Annotated in this window: 16 protein-coding genes; 5 read left to right on the forward strand and 11 right to left on the reverse strand. The window is 63.2% G+C overall.

What is annotated here, in order from left to right; genetic code table 11:
* Nucleotides 1-208: 208 nt before the first annotated feature.
* From HMPREF1484_RS00090 to HMPREF1484_RS00105, 4 genes are read left to right on the forward strand one after another with little or no spacing between them, the layout of a single operon-like run.
* On the forward strand, nucleotides 209-1210 hold the full coding sequence (locus tag HMPREF1484_RS00090) for a siderophore ABC transporter substrate-binding protein (RefSeq protein WP_016662966.1): 1002 nt from the start codon (nucleotides 209-211) through the stop codon (nucleotides 1208-1210).
* 15 nt (nucleotides 1211-1225) lie between these two features.
* The gene (locus HMPREF1484_RS00095) at nucleotides 1226-2245 is read left to right on the forward strand and encodes an ABC transporter permease (RefSeq protein ID WP_040386324.1); all 1020 of its coding nucleotides are present in this window, start codon (nucleotides 1226-1228) and stop codon (nucleotides 2243-2245) included.
* Nucleotides 2235-3416, forward strand: a complete 1182-nt coding sequence (locus tag HMPREF1484_RS00100) for an iron chelate uptake ABC transporter family permease subunit (RefSeq protein ID WP_016662968.1) — start codon at nucleotides 2235-2237, stop codon at nucleotides 3414-3416. The genes HMPREF1484_RS00095 and HMPREF1484_RS00100 overlap by 11 nt, the downstream gene beginning before the upstream one ends.
* Nucleotides 3413-4165, forward strand: coding sequence for an ABC transporter ATP-binding protein (locus HMPREF1484_RS00105; protein WP_016662969.1), 753 nt, complete (start codon nucleotides 3413-3415; stop codon nucleotides 4163-4165). The genes HMPREF1484_RS00100 and HMPREF1484_RS00105 overlap by 4 nt, the downstream gene beginning before the upstream one ends.
* 101 nt (nucleotides 4166-4266) lie before the next feature.
* On the opposite strand, the gene HMPREF1484_RS00110 is transcribed toward HMPREF1484_RS00105, so the two are convergent.
* From HMPREF1484_RS00110 to HMPREF1484_RS00125, 5 genes are read right to left on the reverse strand one after another with little or no spacing between them, the layout of a single operon-like run.
* Entirely contained in the window at nucleotides 4267-5640 is a 1374-nt protein-coding gene (locus HMPREF1484_RS00110; protein ID WP_016662970.1) for an MFS transporter, read from the reverse strand.
* 9 nt (nucleotides 5641-5649) lie between these two features.
* Nucleotides 5650-6459, reverse strand: coding sequence for an SseB family protein (locus HMPREF1484_RS00115; protein WP_040386325.1), 810 nt, complete (start codon nucleotides 6457-6459; stop codon nucleotides 5650-5652).
* Nucleotides 6456-7220, reverse strand: coding sequence for a HisA/HisF-related TIM barrel protein (locus HMPREF1484_RS00120; RefSeq protein WP_016662972.1), 765 nt, complete (start codon nucleotides 7218-7220; stop codon nucleotides 6456-6458). Before HMPREF1484_RS00120 ends, HMPREF1484_RS00115 begins: the two co-directional genes overlap by 4 nt.
* A gap of 9 nt (nucleotides 7221-7229) precedes the next feature.
* A complete protein-coding gene (locus HMPREF1484_RS11610) occupies nucleotides 7230-7388 on the reverse strand; it encodes a hypothetical protein (protein ID WP_016662973.1) in 159 nt (52 codons plus the stop codon).
* Entirely contained in the window at nucleotides 7385-8143 is a 759-nt protein-coding gene (locus HMPREF1484_RS00125) for a hypothetical protein (protein WP_016662974.1), read from the reverse strand. The genes HMPREF1484_RS11610 and HMPREF1484_RS00125 overlap by 4 nt, the downstream gene beginning before the upstream one ends.
* 94 nt (nucleotides 8144-8237) lie before the next feature.
* Here HMPREF1484_RS00125 and HMPREF1484_RS00130 point away from each other — a divergent pair, with 94 nt between their 5' ends.
* Nucleotides 8238-8627, forward strand: coding sequence for a DUF3054 domain-containing protein (locus HMPREF1484_RS00130; RefSeq protein ID WP_016662975.1), 390 nt, complete (start codon nucleotides 8238-8240; stop codon nucleotides 8625-8627).
* A gap of 25 nt (nucleotides 8628-8652) precedes the next feature.
* On the opposite strand, the gene dnaE is transcribed toward HMPREF1484_RS00130, so the two are convergent.
* The 6 genes from dnaE to HMPREF1484_RS00160 form a co-directional block, all read right to left on the reverse strand.
* Entirely contained in the window at nucleotides 8653-12204 is a 3552-nt protein-coding gene (dnaE, locus tag HMPREF1484_RS00135) for a DNA polymerase III subunit alpha (RefSeq protein ID WP_016662976.1), read from the reverse strand.
* Nucleotides 12205-12270: 66 nt separating this feature from the next.
* The gene (locus HMPREF1484_RS00140; RefSeq protein WP_016662977.1) at nucleotides 12271-13197 is read right to left on the reverse strand and encodes an RluA family pseudouridine synthase; all 927 of its coding nucleotides are present in this window, start codon (nucleotides 13195-13197) and stop codon (nucleotides 12271-12273) included.
* Nucleotides 13194-13748, reverse strand: coding sequence for a signal peptidase II (lspA, locus tag HMPREF1484_RS00145; RefSeq protein WP_197736220.1), 555 nt, complete (start codon nucleotides 13746-13748; stop codon nucleotides 13194-13196). The genes HMPREF1484_RS00140 and lspA overlap by 4 nt, the downstream gene beginning before the upstream one ends.
* Nucleotides 13745-14416, reverse strand: coding sequence for a DivIVA domain-containing protein (locus HMPREF1484_RS00150; protein ID WP_016662979.1), 672 nt, complete (start codon nucleotides 14414-14416; stop codon nucleotides 13745-13747). The genes lspA and HMPREF1484_RS00150 overlap by 4 nt, the downstream gene beginning before the upstream one ends.
* A 99-nt stretch (nucleotides 14417-14515) precedes the next feature.
* On the reverse strand, nucleotides 14516-14806 hold the full coding sequence (locus tag HMPREF1484_RS00155) for a YggT family protein (protein WP_016662980.1): 291 nt from the start codon (nucleotides 14804-14806) through the stop codon (nucleotides 14516-14518).
* Nucleotides 14807-14808: 2 nt separating this feature from the next.
* Entirely contained in the window at nucleotides 14809-15291 is a 483-nt protein-coding gene (locus HMPREF1484_RS00160) for a cell division protein SepF (RefSeq protein WP_016662981.1), read from the reverse strand.
* Nucleotides 15292-15403 lie beyond the last annotated feature (112 nt).

The following is a 15403-nucleotide window of genomic DNA, read 5'->3' on the forward strand; positions in this document are numbered from 1 at the left end:
CGATTGTGCGGAAGGGATGGCCGCGCCCGTGTGGCAGGCCTTACAAGCCCGACGCCACCCATCCCCTACGACTTTCCCGTTCGCCACACTTCTCACACATCACCAATTAAGAAATCCTGATTTTGCATAATCGGCGCGGCCTCTGTAAGGATAGGGCAGCCTTACCTCAGTCGATGAGCGACCGAGGACGACACAGAAAAGAGACTCTATGACGTCCATGACGCGCCGACAGCTCGGCCTCTTCACCCTTGCCGCGTGCTCCACGGGCGCCCTCGCCTCGTGCAGTGGCGACTCGACAAAGCAGGACGCCCGGTCGTCAAGCGACGCGAGCGGCACCCGCACCGTCACCGACGCTCGCGGCAAAGTGGACGTTCCCGTATCACCGAAACGCATTGGTGCAACCGACAACCGGATCTTCCGCAGCCTCGAGGCATGGGGAGTCGACCTGGTCGTCGCGCCGCGCCAGCTCATGCCGAAGGGCATTTCCTACAAGGATGACGAGAACATTCTCGATTCGGGATCACACCGCGAACCCGACCTCGAACAGTTCGTCGCTGCCGATCCCGATCTCGTTCTCAATGGCCAGCGCTACGCGCAGTACTACGAGGACATCAAGGCTCTCGTGCCAAACGCGGCGATCGTCGACACCGACATCGACACTGAGAAGAAACCGCTCGACGACGAGCTCAAGCGCCAGATCACACTCCTCGGCGCCACCCTCGGACACGAAACCGAAGCGCAGAAGCTCATCGAGGCTTTCGAGGCCGCCATCGAGCGCGTCAAGACGGCATATTCCACCGACAACACGGTCATGGGGCTCATTACCTCGGGCGGAACGATCAATTATGCGGCTCCCAAAACGGGCAGGGCCGTAGGCCCCCTGTTCCCCGTCCTGGGCCTCACTCCCGCGCTCGAGGTCGAAGGCACGAGCGATCACCAGGGCGATGACGTCTCCCTTGAAGCCATCGCCTCCGCGAACCCCGACTGGATCATCGTCATGGACCGCGACGCGGCCGTCGCCGCCGACGAGGAAGGTTACAAGCCCGCCGCCGAACTCATCGAGAACGCTGAAGCCCTCGCGCACGTCACGGCCATCACCGAAGGTCACGTCGTGTACATGCCCTCGAACTTCTACATCACCGAGGACATCCAGGCCTACACGGAATTCCTCGAGACCTTCGCGGACGCTCTCGAGTCGAAAAAGAGCTGACGCACAAAGGACTGCATGAGTGTGACAGAAGCCGCCCCACCGGCGGAGCGGAGAAGGCCCGCGAGCGGAACCTCGCTCGCGGGCCCTCGACGCAATCGCATCGCCCTGATCGTCGCTCTCTTCGCGACCCTCGCCCTTCTCGTGCTCTCACTTTTCGTGGGCGTCTACGACATCACGGGTGGCGATCGTGGATGGGACATCTTCCTCATCACGCGCGTCCCACGAACGCTTGCGCTCGTGCTGTCGGGCAGCACGATGGCGATGTGCGGCCTCATCATGCAGCTGCTCACGCAAAACAAGTTCGTTGAGCCCTCCACGACGGGCACGACCGAGTGGGCGAGTCTCGGCCTCATAGCCGTGATGATCCTCTTCCCTACGGCAGGGCTCGTTCCCCGCATGGTCGGTGCGATCATCTTCGCGCTTATCGGCACCCTCGTATTTTTTGGGTTCCTCGAGCGCGTAAGCCTCAAGAGCTCTCTCATCGTGCCCATCGTCGGCATCATGCTCGGCGCTGTCGTCGGGTCACTGACAACCTTTATTGCCCTCGAAACCGACACGCTGCAAAGCCTCGGCATCTGGTTCACGGGAAGTTTCACGGGTCTTGTCCGCGGCCGCTACGAGCTTCTCTTCCTCGTGCTCCTCGTTCTCGTCGCGGCGTTCATCGTCGCGGATCGCTTCACGGTCGCGGGCCTCGGCAAGGATGTCGCCACTAACGTGGGCCTCAACTATCGCGCCGTCGTTTTTCTCGGTGTCTTCCTCGTCGCAGTGGCCACCGGAATTGTCACCGTGATCGTGGGGCGCCTGCCCTTCCTCGGCCTCATCGTCCCGAACATGGTCTCAATGATCCGCGGAGACGATCTGCGCTCAAACCTTCCCTGGGTCATGCTGCTCGGGGTGTGGGTCGTGACGGTCTGCGACCTCATCGCACGCACGATCATCGCCCCATTCGAGATGCCCGTGAGCGTCGTGCTCGGCATCATCGGCGCGGCAGTTTTTCTCGCCCTTATCGTGAGGAGGAACCGTCGTGGACGATAGCACCCGCGAGCCCACCCTCCATCCGAGCGCGGCAACTCTCAAGGATCCCTCGCTCGCGACCGTCACCGACATTCGCGACGTCGAGAAAGCACAGGAGCAGCGCACACACAAGGGCATTCCCAATCTGCTGGCAACCGTCGGACCAGCGCGCGTAAGCGCGTGCGCTCCCGAACGGCACTCCGGTCCCTTCATCACCCGTTCCTCACGCACCCGATACGCGCTCCTGCTCGCGAGTCTCGCCACGATCGCGGTGCTGACGACCACCGGAATCTTGGCGTGGAACAACCCGCTGCCCTTCGGAAGCGAGGGTTTCTGGCGGATCGCGACGATGCGCGCGAGCGCGATCGTCGTCATGGCGGTGGTCGCCACGTGCCAGGCATTCGCCACCATCGCCTTCCAAACGGCGACGGCGAACCGCATCATCACGCCCTCGATCATGGGCTTCGAGTCGCTGTACGTCCTTTTGCACACGTCCGCGGTATTTTTCCTTGGCGCGGCGGGGATTACGCAGCTCACGGGTACCGGGCAGTTCTTCCTTATGGCGGCCCTCATGGTGGGCTTCTCCGGGCTCTTGTACGGCTGGCTGCTCAACTCAAAGACGGGCAGCATTCACGTCATGCTCCTCGTGGGAATCGTCCTCGGCGGCGGCCTGGGCTCGCTCTCAACGTTTATGCAGCGGCTGCTTGATCCGAGCGACTTCGACATCCTCACAACCCGCATGTTCGGCAATATCTCAAACGCCGAACTCACCCACCTCCCGTTCGTGATCCCGATTGTCGTGCTCACCGCAGCACTGTTGTTCGCTTACTCGCCTCGCCTCAACGTTCTCGCACTCGGGCGCGAAACGGCGACCAACCTCGGCGTTCACCACAAGCGCGCAACGATCCTCGTGCTTCTTCTCGTCTCGATTCTCATGGCGATGACGACCTCGCTCGTCGGCCCGATGACCTTCCTCGGCTTCCTCATCGCCGCCCTCACCTATCAGCTCACCGACACCTACGACCACCGGCTCCTGTTTCCCGCGGCAATCCTCATCGGCTACGACGTCATGACGCTCGCCTACTTCATCCTCCGGCACGTCTTTAACGCGCAGGGCGCGGTCACCGTCATCATCGAGCTCATTGGCGGGCTCGCGTTTTTGCTGTTCATTCTCCGAAAGGGGCGCCTGTGATTCGCGTAGAGAACCTCACGAAAAACTATGGGCAGGGCGTACAGATCGGTCCCGTCAACGTCGAGATTTCGAGCGGCCTCACCGCTCTCGTGGGCCCGAACGGCGCGGGCAAATCTACTCTCCTGACCATGATTGGCCGCCTGCTCGAGCCGGATTCGGGCACGATCACGATCGACGAGCGCGATATCGCTACGATGCCCTCGCGCGAGGTCTCGACGATGCTCGCGATCCTCCGCCAAGACAATCACTTCGTCACTCGCCTCACGGTGCGCCAGCTCGTCGCTTTTGGTCGCTTCCCGTATTCGCGTGGCCGGCTCACCGTCAAAGACGAGCGAATCGTGTCCGAAGCGATCGATTTCGTGAACCTCACGCCGCTCGAGAATCGCTTTCTCGACGAGCTTTCGGGAGGCCAGCGCCAGCGCGCATACGTCGCGATGGTGCTCGCGCAAGACACCGAATATCTGCTGCTCGATGAACCACTCAACAACCTCGACATGCAGCACAGCGTGCAAATGATGAAACAGCTTCGTCGCGCGAGCGACGAGCTGGGGCGCACGGTCGTGATCGTCGTGCACGACATCAACTTCGCGGCCCACTACGCGGACCACATCATCGCGATGAACGACGGCAAGGTCACCGTCCAGGGCTCACCCACCGAAATCGTGTGCGGCGAAACCCTCTCGCGCGTGTTCAAGACCGACGTCGACGTCGTTGACGGGCCGCGCGGGCCGCTCGCCGTCTACTTCTAAACCTGCCGCGCACGCCACCCGAGGGAGGAAATCCGGCGGGGCGGGCCGGGAATGAGGGCACGTCAGGCGGCTGCCCGAACCGTTCTGGGGCCGACGGTCACCTAGGCCGCCTCGATACCGAGTTCTTGTGCTGCGCGCGCCCTCACGCGCGAGCGGTGCACGCGCATGGCCACGAGCCCGCACACGGCGACGACGAGACCGAACGCACCCGCGGAAAAGAACGCCGCGCCGGCGCCACCCGCGTCGATGACGACGCCCACGATTGGGCTGCCAAGGCTCGAGCCGATCGTCATGGCACTACCGTGCCAGCCCATGGCCTCGCCGCGCGCAATCTCGGGAACGCGCCGCGAGATCGCTTCGCCCGTTGCGGCGATGCTCGGCGCGATCCCGAGCCCGGATATGAAGCACAGGATGAAGGCCGTGGGAAGGTTCGATACAAGCGCGATGGGCATGGTCACGATCGACAGCCAGAAGAGCACCCACAGCGGGTGAAGATCGTTTTTCATGGCACCGTAGGCGAGGCCACCGATCGCGCTGCCGAGGCACCAGATCGCGACGACGGGGCCGATGAAGTCTTTGTGATCGAGTTCTTCCATGAGGGCAACGATGCCCAAGTCCCCGGTGACGAGGATGACGCTGCCCACCGCCGTCGCGATGAGGATCGCGATGCCGCCGAGCGAGAGGAGTTGCCTGCGCGCGAGGGAGCGGGCTTCGTCGAGCGCTCGCGACGTTTCGGGAGAGGTCTCGTCGAGGTCGGCCTGGGACAGAGCAGTGATTTGACCGGTTTGTGTGTTCTCGAAGGCGATGCGCTCAGCGACCGCTGCGGGCGAGCGCTCGAGGCCGCTCTCGGCAACTTCGAGCGGCTCGGGCATACGTGTCGGCAGCACGATCTGCTCGCTCGAGAGGGGCGGGTCAACGATCATGAGCCCGATGCCGGCGATGACAACCGCGCCCCCGATCACCCACATCGCCACGTACGAGCCCCACGTGAAGACAAGGACGGTTCCCGCAGCCGGGCCGAGCATGAACACGAACTCGGTGATAACGGAGTCCAGAGCGAACGCGGATTTACGAATCTTTGCGGGGATGACAACCGAAAGGGAGGTACGCACGATCGAAAAGACCGGGATCGAAAACAGCCCCGCAACAAAGACCGCTGGGAGGAGAAGTCCGAACGGCAAAAACGGCGCGATCGCCCAAAAGACGAGGTTGACGATGATCGGCGGAATGAGGGTGCGCGCAAGCCCCTTCGTATCCATGAGCCGCCCTCGCCACGGCGCCGAGATCGCCGCACCAAGAGTCGAAGAGGTCACGACGAGACCGGCCATCATGTAATTCTGGCCGAGGCTCATGACGGTGTGGAGCGTCAGCACGAGACCCGTTGCAGAAAACGGGAAGCGTGCGAGGAACCCAAGGAGATAAATGGAGGGTGCCTTGGGAACCTGGAGAACCTCGCGGTACGTCGAAAGAGCCACCAGACGATCCTATCGCCGCGCCGGGACCACGGTGATTTTCAGGGAACTGACTCGCTCCGCGATGACCTGGGAGTGGGCGAGGTAGGTGCGGACCCGCGCCATGAGTGCATCGAGCTCTGCTTGCTCGAGGCCGGGAGTGAGGCCGAGCTTCAACTCGACTTCGCGCTCCTGTCCTGCCAGCACTTCGGCACCGTCAACTCCGTCGATGGCAGCCACGAGTGCCTCAACTTCGTCGAGCACCGTCGAGTCTTTGTAAGGCGCGCACCAACGCCTGCCCTGCGCGATTGCCCAGAGCGCCGATCGGCGAAGAACGAGCGGTGCGCCGTCGCGTCCGAGGTCGAGGGCGAGGCACGTGCACCCCTCGGCGACGGCCGACTGAGCTGCCTGTTCGAGCACCATCGGCACGGGTCGGGCCTCGGGACTCCACGCGGATAGAGCCGCGGCGCTTGTGAACACGGGAAGCGCCATGTGCCCATCGCGCAGTTGAAGCTTGAGCATAGCCATGTCGGAGGCGTTATCGGCGTGCAGCCCGCTCGCTGTTGTCGCGGTCTCGGTTGCGATCGCTTGGATTGGAATGAGCACACGCGTGCCGGCTAGGGCCTCGACGAGCTTTTCGCGTGTAGGGTCCTCCCCCGCATCGCACGCGTCGAGCGCCTTGGCGACACCCTCGTGTCGCTCCCCCACATCACCGGGGAAGTGTGAGGGCGTGAGGTCGCGCCCGTGCCACGGTGTTCCCGCGGTGTCCGCGCGCTGATCCTTCGTTGCGAAATGCGGGGGTAGCGTGCGCGCGACCTTGGGATCTTGTCTCCGAAGGCTCATTTTTTCCTTTCCGACGGTTGCTCGGCACCCTCGCTTTCGGCTCTCTGCACGCATGCGAGAGCCTCCGCGAGACCAAAGCGCCCTTCGAGGAGGGCACGGCCCATGATGGCACCCGCCACTCGGGTGTGGCCGGCAAGCCGCGCGAGCTCCTCGATGTCTTTCAGATCCGCGATTCCTCCCGATGCGATGAGTTCGGCGTCGGTCGCCCTCGAGACGCTCTCGAGGAGGGCAAGGGGCGGGCCCGAGAGAGCGCCGTCGCGATCGATCTCCGTGACGATGAGGCGAGCGCAGCCCGCGTCGTTGAGAAACGCGAGGATGTCCGTGAGCTCCCCGATGGGGTCCGCGCTTCCGCGAGGGTGAACGAGGGTTCCGCGCACGTCGACGCACACGGCGATACGCTCTGCGTGCATATCAATCGCCTCTCGCACAAAGCCACGGTCCGCGAGCGCGGAAGCGGAGAGATTGACGCGCGCACACCCGGTTGCGAGCGCCGTGGTGAGGGCATCGGGAGAGTCGATACCGCCCGAACACTGGGTGCGAACCCCGAGGTCCTGTGCGCCGCGCACGATCTCGGCGAGCAGCGTGTCATTGCTCCCTCTCCCAAAAGCCCGGTCGAGGTCAGCAAGGTGGATCCACGCGGCGCCGCTGCGCGCGAAGAGGCGCGCAGCCTCGGCTGGGTGCGGGCCGTCGTGCCCGCGCGGTGCGCGCGCGAGAGCCCCATCCGCGATGTCAATAGCGGGCAGAAGGGTGAGCTGAGACATGCTCCATCCCTAGCCCATCCGGATACGCCAAAAGGCGACGAGAACGCACGCGAGGCCAGTAACTGCGAGCGCGATGACAGCGAGAACCGGCTTCTTTTGCTTCGTGAACGAGTAGGCGCCGCCGAGGAGAATCCCTCCAAAGGCAAGCATGACGTAGGCGAGAATCACTTGCGTCGCCCGCCCGCGATCCACTTAACCGCTTCGAGGCGGCTGATGCTCGAGGGATCGTACGTCTCCTCGAGATCCTCGAGCGCATCGACGCCGAGGAGAAGATCCTCGACCTCCCCCGCGAGCGCGCCGAGCACGAGTGCCGGTGAGGTCTCCCCTTCGTTGCGACCCGCGCGGTAGCGGAACGCAATCATGCGATCACCGCGGCGCCAAAACATCACGACGCCTTGGCGCTGAAGCCCGAGGGACACGAGGCGGGCAAGCGTGTGTGCCTCTTCCTCATCCACGTGGCCCGTGAGGATCGCGCCTGTTTCCGCCTGCGCAGTGACGGCTCCCTCGGGAAACGGTGTGCGATCGTCTTCAGCGGCGAGCGCAAGACGCACCACGCCCGCGAGCGCCTTCGCCGACGCGAGTGGGGTTGCGACAATGGCGATCGGGGTGGGGGCTGCCGGGTCTTCGGCCGGCGCGGAATCATGGAGGGTCGAGAGATCGTCGGGGACCTCCACGTCATCGCCGCTTCCGCCGGGCGTCGCTGGAGTGGGGCCCGTGAGCGAGCCGGCGCTTCCCGGCGTGTTGGGTCCCGTTGGCTTGCGCAGACTGCCGGGAACCGCGTATCCGGTGGGCGGTTCGTCCCCTGAGCCTAGGATCGAATCGTCGATGTCGATCCCCCGCATCATCGCCTCGAACTCGGCATCGATTTTCGCCTTATCGCGATCGCTCTCGCCGTTCTCGCCGTTGCTGGGGGTCGCGGTCATCGTGCGGGCCTTTCGTCGACGTCGGTGGGCGGGTCCGTCACCTTCACGGACCCTCACGTAATTTTACGCCCCGGGAAGGGGCTAGGGTGGCGGGGTGAGAAATTACTACAGGGCCCTCGCGGCCGACGCTTTCCTTGTTGTCCTCTTTTCCGTACTCGGAACTCTGAGCCACAACGGCGCGCTCACGCTCGTGAACCTTGCGCGTGTCGCGTGGCCATTCCTCGCGGGACTCGTGCTCGCCCACCTCGTGCTGCGCGCGTGGCGGGTCGAACCGTGGCGGCTGTGGCCCCACGGCGTGTTCATCGTTGCCATCACGGTCGTGACCGCGATGCTTCTGCGCACCCTCACGGGCGCGGGCACCGCGCTGCCGTTCGTTCTCGTCTCCTTCGCCGTCAACGCGCTCTTCCTCCTGGGCTGGCGTGTGATCGCGGGGCTTGTGACGCGACGGAAGCAGGCAGACGTCGGACACAGCTCCACGCACTAAACCCGCGGCCGCACCCCGAGCGCCCCTAGTTCAAGCACTGCGCGCCCAGCAAGGTCTTGAGGGAGGCAAAAAGGGCAGGCGAAGGCGCCACCGACAGTCGCCGGTCCACGCGCATAAGCGTCGATCGGCCGGGCTCGGTAAGACGCAGGCGCACCTCGCTCCCGCCCGGGTTATCCTCGAGAATCCCCCGGAGCTGCTGGGCGACCTCGCTCGTCATGCGTGAATCGGGAACGGTGATCATCAAGGGACCATCGGACATCGCCCCGGACGTGTCAAGCACCCGCATCTCCTGCACGCGCATCTCGGGTGACCCCTTCGAGTTGTCGACGCGCCCCTTCATCGAGACGACGAGATCGCCCGCGAGCTCCGTGGCAACCTGCTGATACGACTGCGGGAACATGAGACAGTCGATTGCACCCTCGAGATCCTCGACGGTGACGATCGCCCACGTATCGCCCTTCTTCGTGATCTTGCGCTGAATATTCGTGATGAGACCCGCGATCGTGACCATCCCAAGCGAGTCCGTATCCTCGGCTTCCGCGAGGGCTGTGATCGAATGCGAGCTCGCCTGCGCAATAACGTGCTCAAGGCCCTGAAGGGGATGATCGCTCACGTAGAGGCCAAGCATCTCGCGCTCAAACGCGAGCTTCTGCTTGCGATCCCACTCGGGAAGCTCCGGAATCTGAATCGTCGCGGCGCTACCCGACGCATAGTCGTCGCCGAACATGCCGCCGCCGAAAAGGTCATCCTGCCCCTGAGCTTCCTTGCGTTTGACGTCCACGATCCCGTCAACCGCGTCCTCGTGCACGAGGACGAGCGAACGGCGGTTGTGACCGAGCGAGTCAAACGCGCCGCCCTTGATGAGCGAATCGATCGTGCGCTTGTTGCACACCGAAAGCGGAACCTTGTCGAGGAAGTCCGTGAATGACGTGAACTCGCCCTTCTCCTCACGCGTCTTGATGATCTCTTCGACGACGTGCGCGCCGACATTCTGAATCGCCGACAGCCCGAAGCGGATATCAGAACCGACGGCCGCGAAGTTCATGAGCGAGGAGTTCACGTCCGGCGGAAGCACGGTGATGTGCCGGTGGCGGCAATCGCCGAGGTAGAGGCCGAGCCGGTCGCGGTTGTTCTGGGTCGACGTGAGAAGCGCCGCCATGTATTCGGTGGGATAGTTCGCCTTGAGGTAGGCGGTCCAGTACGACACGACCCCGTACGCCGCCGAGTGCGACTTGTTGAACGCGTAGTCCGCGAACGGAAGCAGCACATCCCACAGGGCCTGCACGGCGGAATCGCTATAGCCGTGGTCGAGCATGCCCTGGCGAAAGCCCACGTACTGCTTATCGAGTTCTGCCTTCTTCTTCTTGCCCATGGCTCGACGAAGAATGTCAGCTTGACCAAGCGTGAAGCCCGCGACTTTCTGCGCGGTCTGCATGACCTGCTCCTGGTACACGATCACGCCGTAGGTCTCGGCAAGAATGTCGTGAAGCGGTTCTTCGAGCTCCGGGTGGATCGGCGTGATCTCCTGGAGTCCGTTCTTCCTGAGCGCATAGTTCGTGTGCGAGTTCATACCCATCGGGCCCGGACGATACAGGGCTGACACGGCGCTAATGTCGCCGAACTTATCGGGTTTCATCTGGCGAAGCAGGGAGCGCATGCCCGCACCATCGAGCTGGAACACGCCGAGAGTATCGCCGCGTTGAAGCAGATCGAATGTCGCCGGATCTTCGAAGCCAAGGTGGTCGAGGTCGGGGACCTCTTTGCCGTTCGATTCGATGTTCTCAATCGCGTCAGAAATCACCGTGAGGTTACGCAGCCCAAGGAAGTCCATCTTGAGCAGGCCGAGGGTTTCACACGTCGGATAGTCGAACTGCGTGATGATCTGCCCATCGGAAGGGCGACGCATCATCGGGATGATGTCGGTGAGGGTCTCGCTCGACATGATCACCGCGCACGCGTGTACACCCCAGCCGCGCGTGAGGCCTTCGACGCCCTGCGCGATATCCATGACGCGCTGCCACGAAGGATTCTCACGATACTGACGGCGGAAATCCTCAGCCTCCGCGTAGCGCTTATCGTTCTCGTCGAAGATGCCCTTGAGCGTGATGTCCTTGCCCATCACGGCGGGCGGAAGCGCCTTCGTCATCTGGTCGCCGAGCGCATACGGCTCGCCGAGCACGCGCGCCGAGTCCTTGATCGAGTTCTTCGTTTTCATCACGCCGTACGTAATGACCTGAGCGACCTTGTCGTCTCCATAGCGTTCGGTCACATACTCGAGCACCTCGCCGCGACGGCGATCGTCGAAGTCCACGTCGAAGTCGGGCATGGACACGCGATCCGGGTTGAGGAAGCGCTCGAAGAGAAGCCCGTGAGGAAGGGGGTCGAGATCGGTAATTCGCATCGCGTACGCCACCATCGAGCCCGCACCGGAGCCACGGCCCGGCCCCACGCGGATACCGCGTTCCTTCGCCCAGCGGATGAAGTCGGAGACGACGAGGAAGTATCCGGGAAAGCCCATGCGCGTGATGATGCCAACCTCGTAGTCGGCGCGTTCCTGCACTTCGTCGGGGATCCCGCTCGGGTACCGCTCGTGAAGACCCTTTTGGACTTCCTTCACGAACCAGGAGTGCTCGTCCTCTCCCTCGGGAACCGGGAAGCGCGGCATGTAGTTCGCGCCCTCCGCGGTCGTCGTGAACTGCACGTCGCACATTTCGGCGACCCGGAGAGTGTTATCGCACGCCTCGGGTAGCTCACGAAAAAGTTCGCGCATCTCACGTGCGCTCTTGAGGTAATAGCCCGAGCCATCAAACTTGAAGCGCCCCGGCGTATCGAACGTCGAGCCCGAGTTGATGCACAACAGGGCGTCCTGGATTTTCGCGTCATCTTCGTACACGTAATGCAGGTCGTTGGTGGCAAGAAGAGGCGCGCCAATCTTCTTCGACAGTTCGATGAGGTCTTTCGTGACGCGCCGCTCAAGCTCAAGACCGTGATCCATGAGCTCAACGAAGTAGTTCTCCTTGCCGAACATGTCCTGGTATTCGCCAGCGGCCTTGACGGCTTCGTCCCACTGCCCGAGGCGAATACGAGTCTGGATCTCACCGGATGGGCAGCCCGTGGAGGCGATCAGACCATCGGAATACTTCGAGAGAATCTCGCGGTCCATGCGGGGCCACTTGCCCATCTGGCCATCGAGCGAAGCGAAGCTCGCGAGCCGGAACAGATTGTGCATGCCCGCGGTCGTGCGGCTCAGGAGCGTGAGGTGGGTGTAGGCACCGCGCGCCGAAACGTCATCGCCGGCATCCTGCTGCGCCTTCGTGCCCCACTGCACGCGCGATCGATCGTGGCGGCTCGTTCCGGGCGTCACGTACGCCTCAACACCGACGATGGGCTTCACACCCGCGGCTACAGCGTTCTTGTAAAACTCGTAGGCACCAAACACGTACCCGTGGTCGGTGATCGCGATTGCCTTCTGGCCGGCTTCAGCGGCGGCGTTCACGAGCTTGCTGATCTTCGAGGCCCCATCGAGCATCGAGTAATCAGTGTGGACGTGAAGGTGAACGAAATCCTCTGAAGCCATGCCCACGATGGTAGTCGGCCGAGCGCAAATAGGCGGCCTCAGAAACCCGCACGTGCGATCCTGCTCTTAGCTTGAGCGCAACACTTCGAGCGCGTGCTCAAGATCCGTCGGGTACGGGGCCTCGAACGTCACGCGCGTATGCCTCGTGGGGTGCTCAAACGCGAGCGCTCGCGCGTGCAGCCACTGCCGCACGAGGCCAAGCTTCTCGGCCAGTTTCGGATCGGAACCATACTGCGGGTCTCCCGCAAGGGGATGCCCGGCGGCACTCATATGCACGCGGATTTGGTGGGTCCTGCCGGTCTCGAGTTTGATGTCGAGGAGGGAAGCGCCCGGGAACATCTCAATCACGTCGTAGTGTGTGACCGACGGCTTTCCGCTTGCCATAACGGCGAACTTGTAGTCGTGCTTCTGGCTGCGCCCGATAGGCGCGTCGATTGTGCCCTTCATGTTGTCGAAGTGCCCCTGGGCGAGAGCGTGGTAGCGCTTGTCGACGAGCCGATTGCGGAACGCGTTCTTCAAGACCGAGTAGGCGACTTCGCTCTTCGCAACAACCATGAGGCCGCTCGTGCCTACGTCGAGGCGAGAGACGATACCGCGACGCTCCTGCGCGCCGCTGGTCGTGATAGCCACGCCCGCGCCGAGCAGGCCGCCAAGAACGGTTGGGCCTTCCCACCCGACGCTCGGATGCGCGGCAACGCCCACGGGCTTATTGACCACAACGATGTCGGCATCCTCGAAGACGATGTCCATACCGTCCACCTTTTCGGGGGCAACATCGGCGATGTCGCGCACCTCGGGAAGCGCCACCGCGAGCTCCTGGCCCTCGCTCACGCGTTCCGAGCGAGCGGGGACCTCACCGTCGATGAGGACGTTGCCCGACTGCACGAGGTCCGCGACCTTCGTGCGCGAGAGCCCCAGGAGGCGGGAAAGAGCGACGTCGACGCGCTCCCCTTCGAGCCCACCGGGGACGAAGAAAAGTCGCTCGCCACTCACTCGCTCACCTCGACCTTCTCCCCCGCATCCAACGGGACGTTGACAAGGGTGAGGAGCACGAGCAGACCGGCTCCACTCGTGACGGCGATGTCCGCGACGTTAAAGATCGGCCAGTGCGGGAGCTCGAGGAAATCGACAACGTGACCGGTGAGCGGCCCCGGGTCCCGAAAGAGGCGATCGACGATGTTTCCGAGTGCGCCCCCGAGAAGAAGCGAGAGCGATATCGCCCACGCGCGCGAGCGCACGGAGCGGACGAGAACGAAGACAACGGCGAGCGCGATCCCGATCTGAACACCGGTGATGATCGGGGTGATCGAACCGCCGAGCCCGAAAGCAGCACCCGAGTTATAGATGAGGCGGAGTTTGAGGATGTCCCCGACGAGGGGCTGCGCGACGTTGTGCTCGAGGGTGTTTTCGGCCCACAGCTTCGACAGCTGGTCGAGCACAAAGACGATCGTGGCGATCGCGAACGCCACGATCAAGGTGGAACGGGCGGAAGCGCCGGCCGCACGTGCGGTTCCGGCGCTTCCCTTCATCGTGTTGCCGCTCACAGGCCGTAGTTGGCGGCCTTCTCCTGGCTTTCGCCAGTGTCGAGATCGCGAAGCTGGTTCTCGAGGTAGTTACGCAGGCGAGTGCGGTAGTCACGCTCGAAGGTGCGCAGCGATTCGATTTCCTTCTCAAGTTCGCTCTTGGTGCCTTCGAGGCGCTCAAGCGTGGTGCGCGAGGTCTCGTTGGCCTCGTTGATGATGCGCTCGTGCTCGGCGGTACCCTCGCTGATGAGACGATCGCGCTCGGCCTGACCGTTCGCGACGTGCTCGTCGTGGAGGCGCTGCGCGAGCGCGATGAGCTCAGAGGCGGAATCGGTTTCGCCAACGCGAGTCGCGCCTGCGGCCGCACCGGGAGCGACGGCAGCGACAGCGGTTTCGGTCTCCGGCTCGGTCGCGGGGGCCTCGGTCGGCTCATCGGCGCTTTCGGTTCCGACGGCTGCCGGTGCGACGGCACCGTCGCCTTCCTGGTTGACGCGGGCCTCGAGTTCGGCAACGCGGCTCTGTGCTTCCTCGAGCTCGCGCTTCAGGCGGTCGTTTTCCTCGATGAGTTCACGAAGGCGGGGAATGACGTCGTCGTCGAGGTACTTGTCGACCTCGTCCATGTCGTAGCCCTCGGTAAAGCGCACGGGAGTAAAGCGCTTGTCTTCGAGATCCTTTGGCATAAGAGCCATGGGTTCCACCTCTTGTCGTTTGAACAGATGATGACCATTTAACTCTACCTGAGAGTGCGGGCGCACCCTGAAAACACGGATCGTTTCCCGCAGCTACGCTCACAGCACGAAGGGAGCGACGAGCATCGAGATGATCGAGCACGCAAAGAAGATCACGAGGACGCTCACATCGAGCGCTACATCACCGAGTCTCAGTGGCGGAATCACGGACCTCAGGGCCTTCACCGGAGGGTCCGTCACCGTATAGATCAACTCGCATACGACGAGCACAAAGCCGCGCGGCTTAAACGATCGCGCGTACGACTGGATCATCTCGAGGCCAATCCGCACGAGCAGAAGAATCGAGAAAACATACGCCGCGAGGTAGACGACAGAGGCGAGGATCGCCATGTTCAGCTCTGGTTGTAGAACGTGCCCTCGTCGGTGCGGGACTCACCCTCAACTTCGATGAACTCCGGCGATAGCAGGAACACCTTGGTGGTCACGCGCTCAATCGTGCCGCGAAGACCAAACACGAGGCCCGCCGAGAAGTCCACCATGCGCTTGGCGTCAGCTTCACTCATATCGGAGAGATTGAGGATAACGGGAACGCCATCGCGGAACGATTCACCGATGCTCTTGGCGTCGTTGTAGGAGCGGGGGTGAATCGTCGTGATGCGCTGCATGGTCTCCGGTGCGGCCGGCGCAAGCGAGACGCCAGTCTGGTGCGGACGAAGCGGGGTCACGTTTGCCTCCTGGACCTTGGGCTCCACGGTGCGCTCCGGGACACGCGCAGCGTGCGTGTCCTCGGCCGCGTAGCTCTGAGTGTCGTCGTAGTAGGTGTCCTGTTCTTCGGCGAGCCCAACGCTCACCATCAAGTTGCGCAATGCGCCCATCGAAGTTCTCCCTATAAAGAAGCCGGTTGTTCGCCCCTGGGGAAGCACGGGAGTGCGGGGTCTTTCTTGAAACTACCGCAGGAAACCCTGGCGCCGCGGAATTTACACGCGT

It is taken from the genome of Dermabacter sp. HFH0086 (assembly GCF_000413375.1).
Classification (GTDB): Bacteria; Actinomycetota; Actinomycetes; order Actinomycetales; family Dermabacteraceae; genus Dermabacter; species Dermabacter hominis.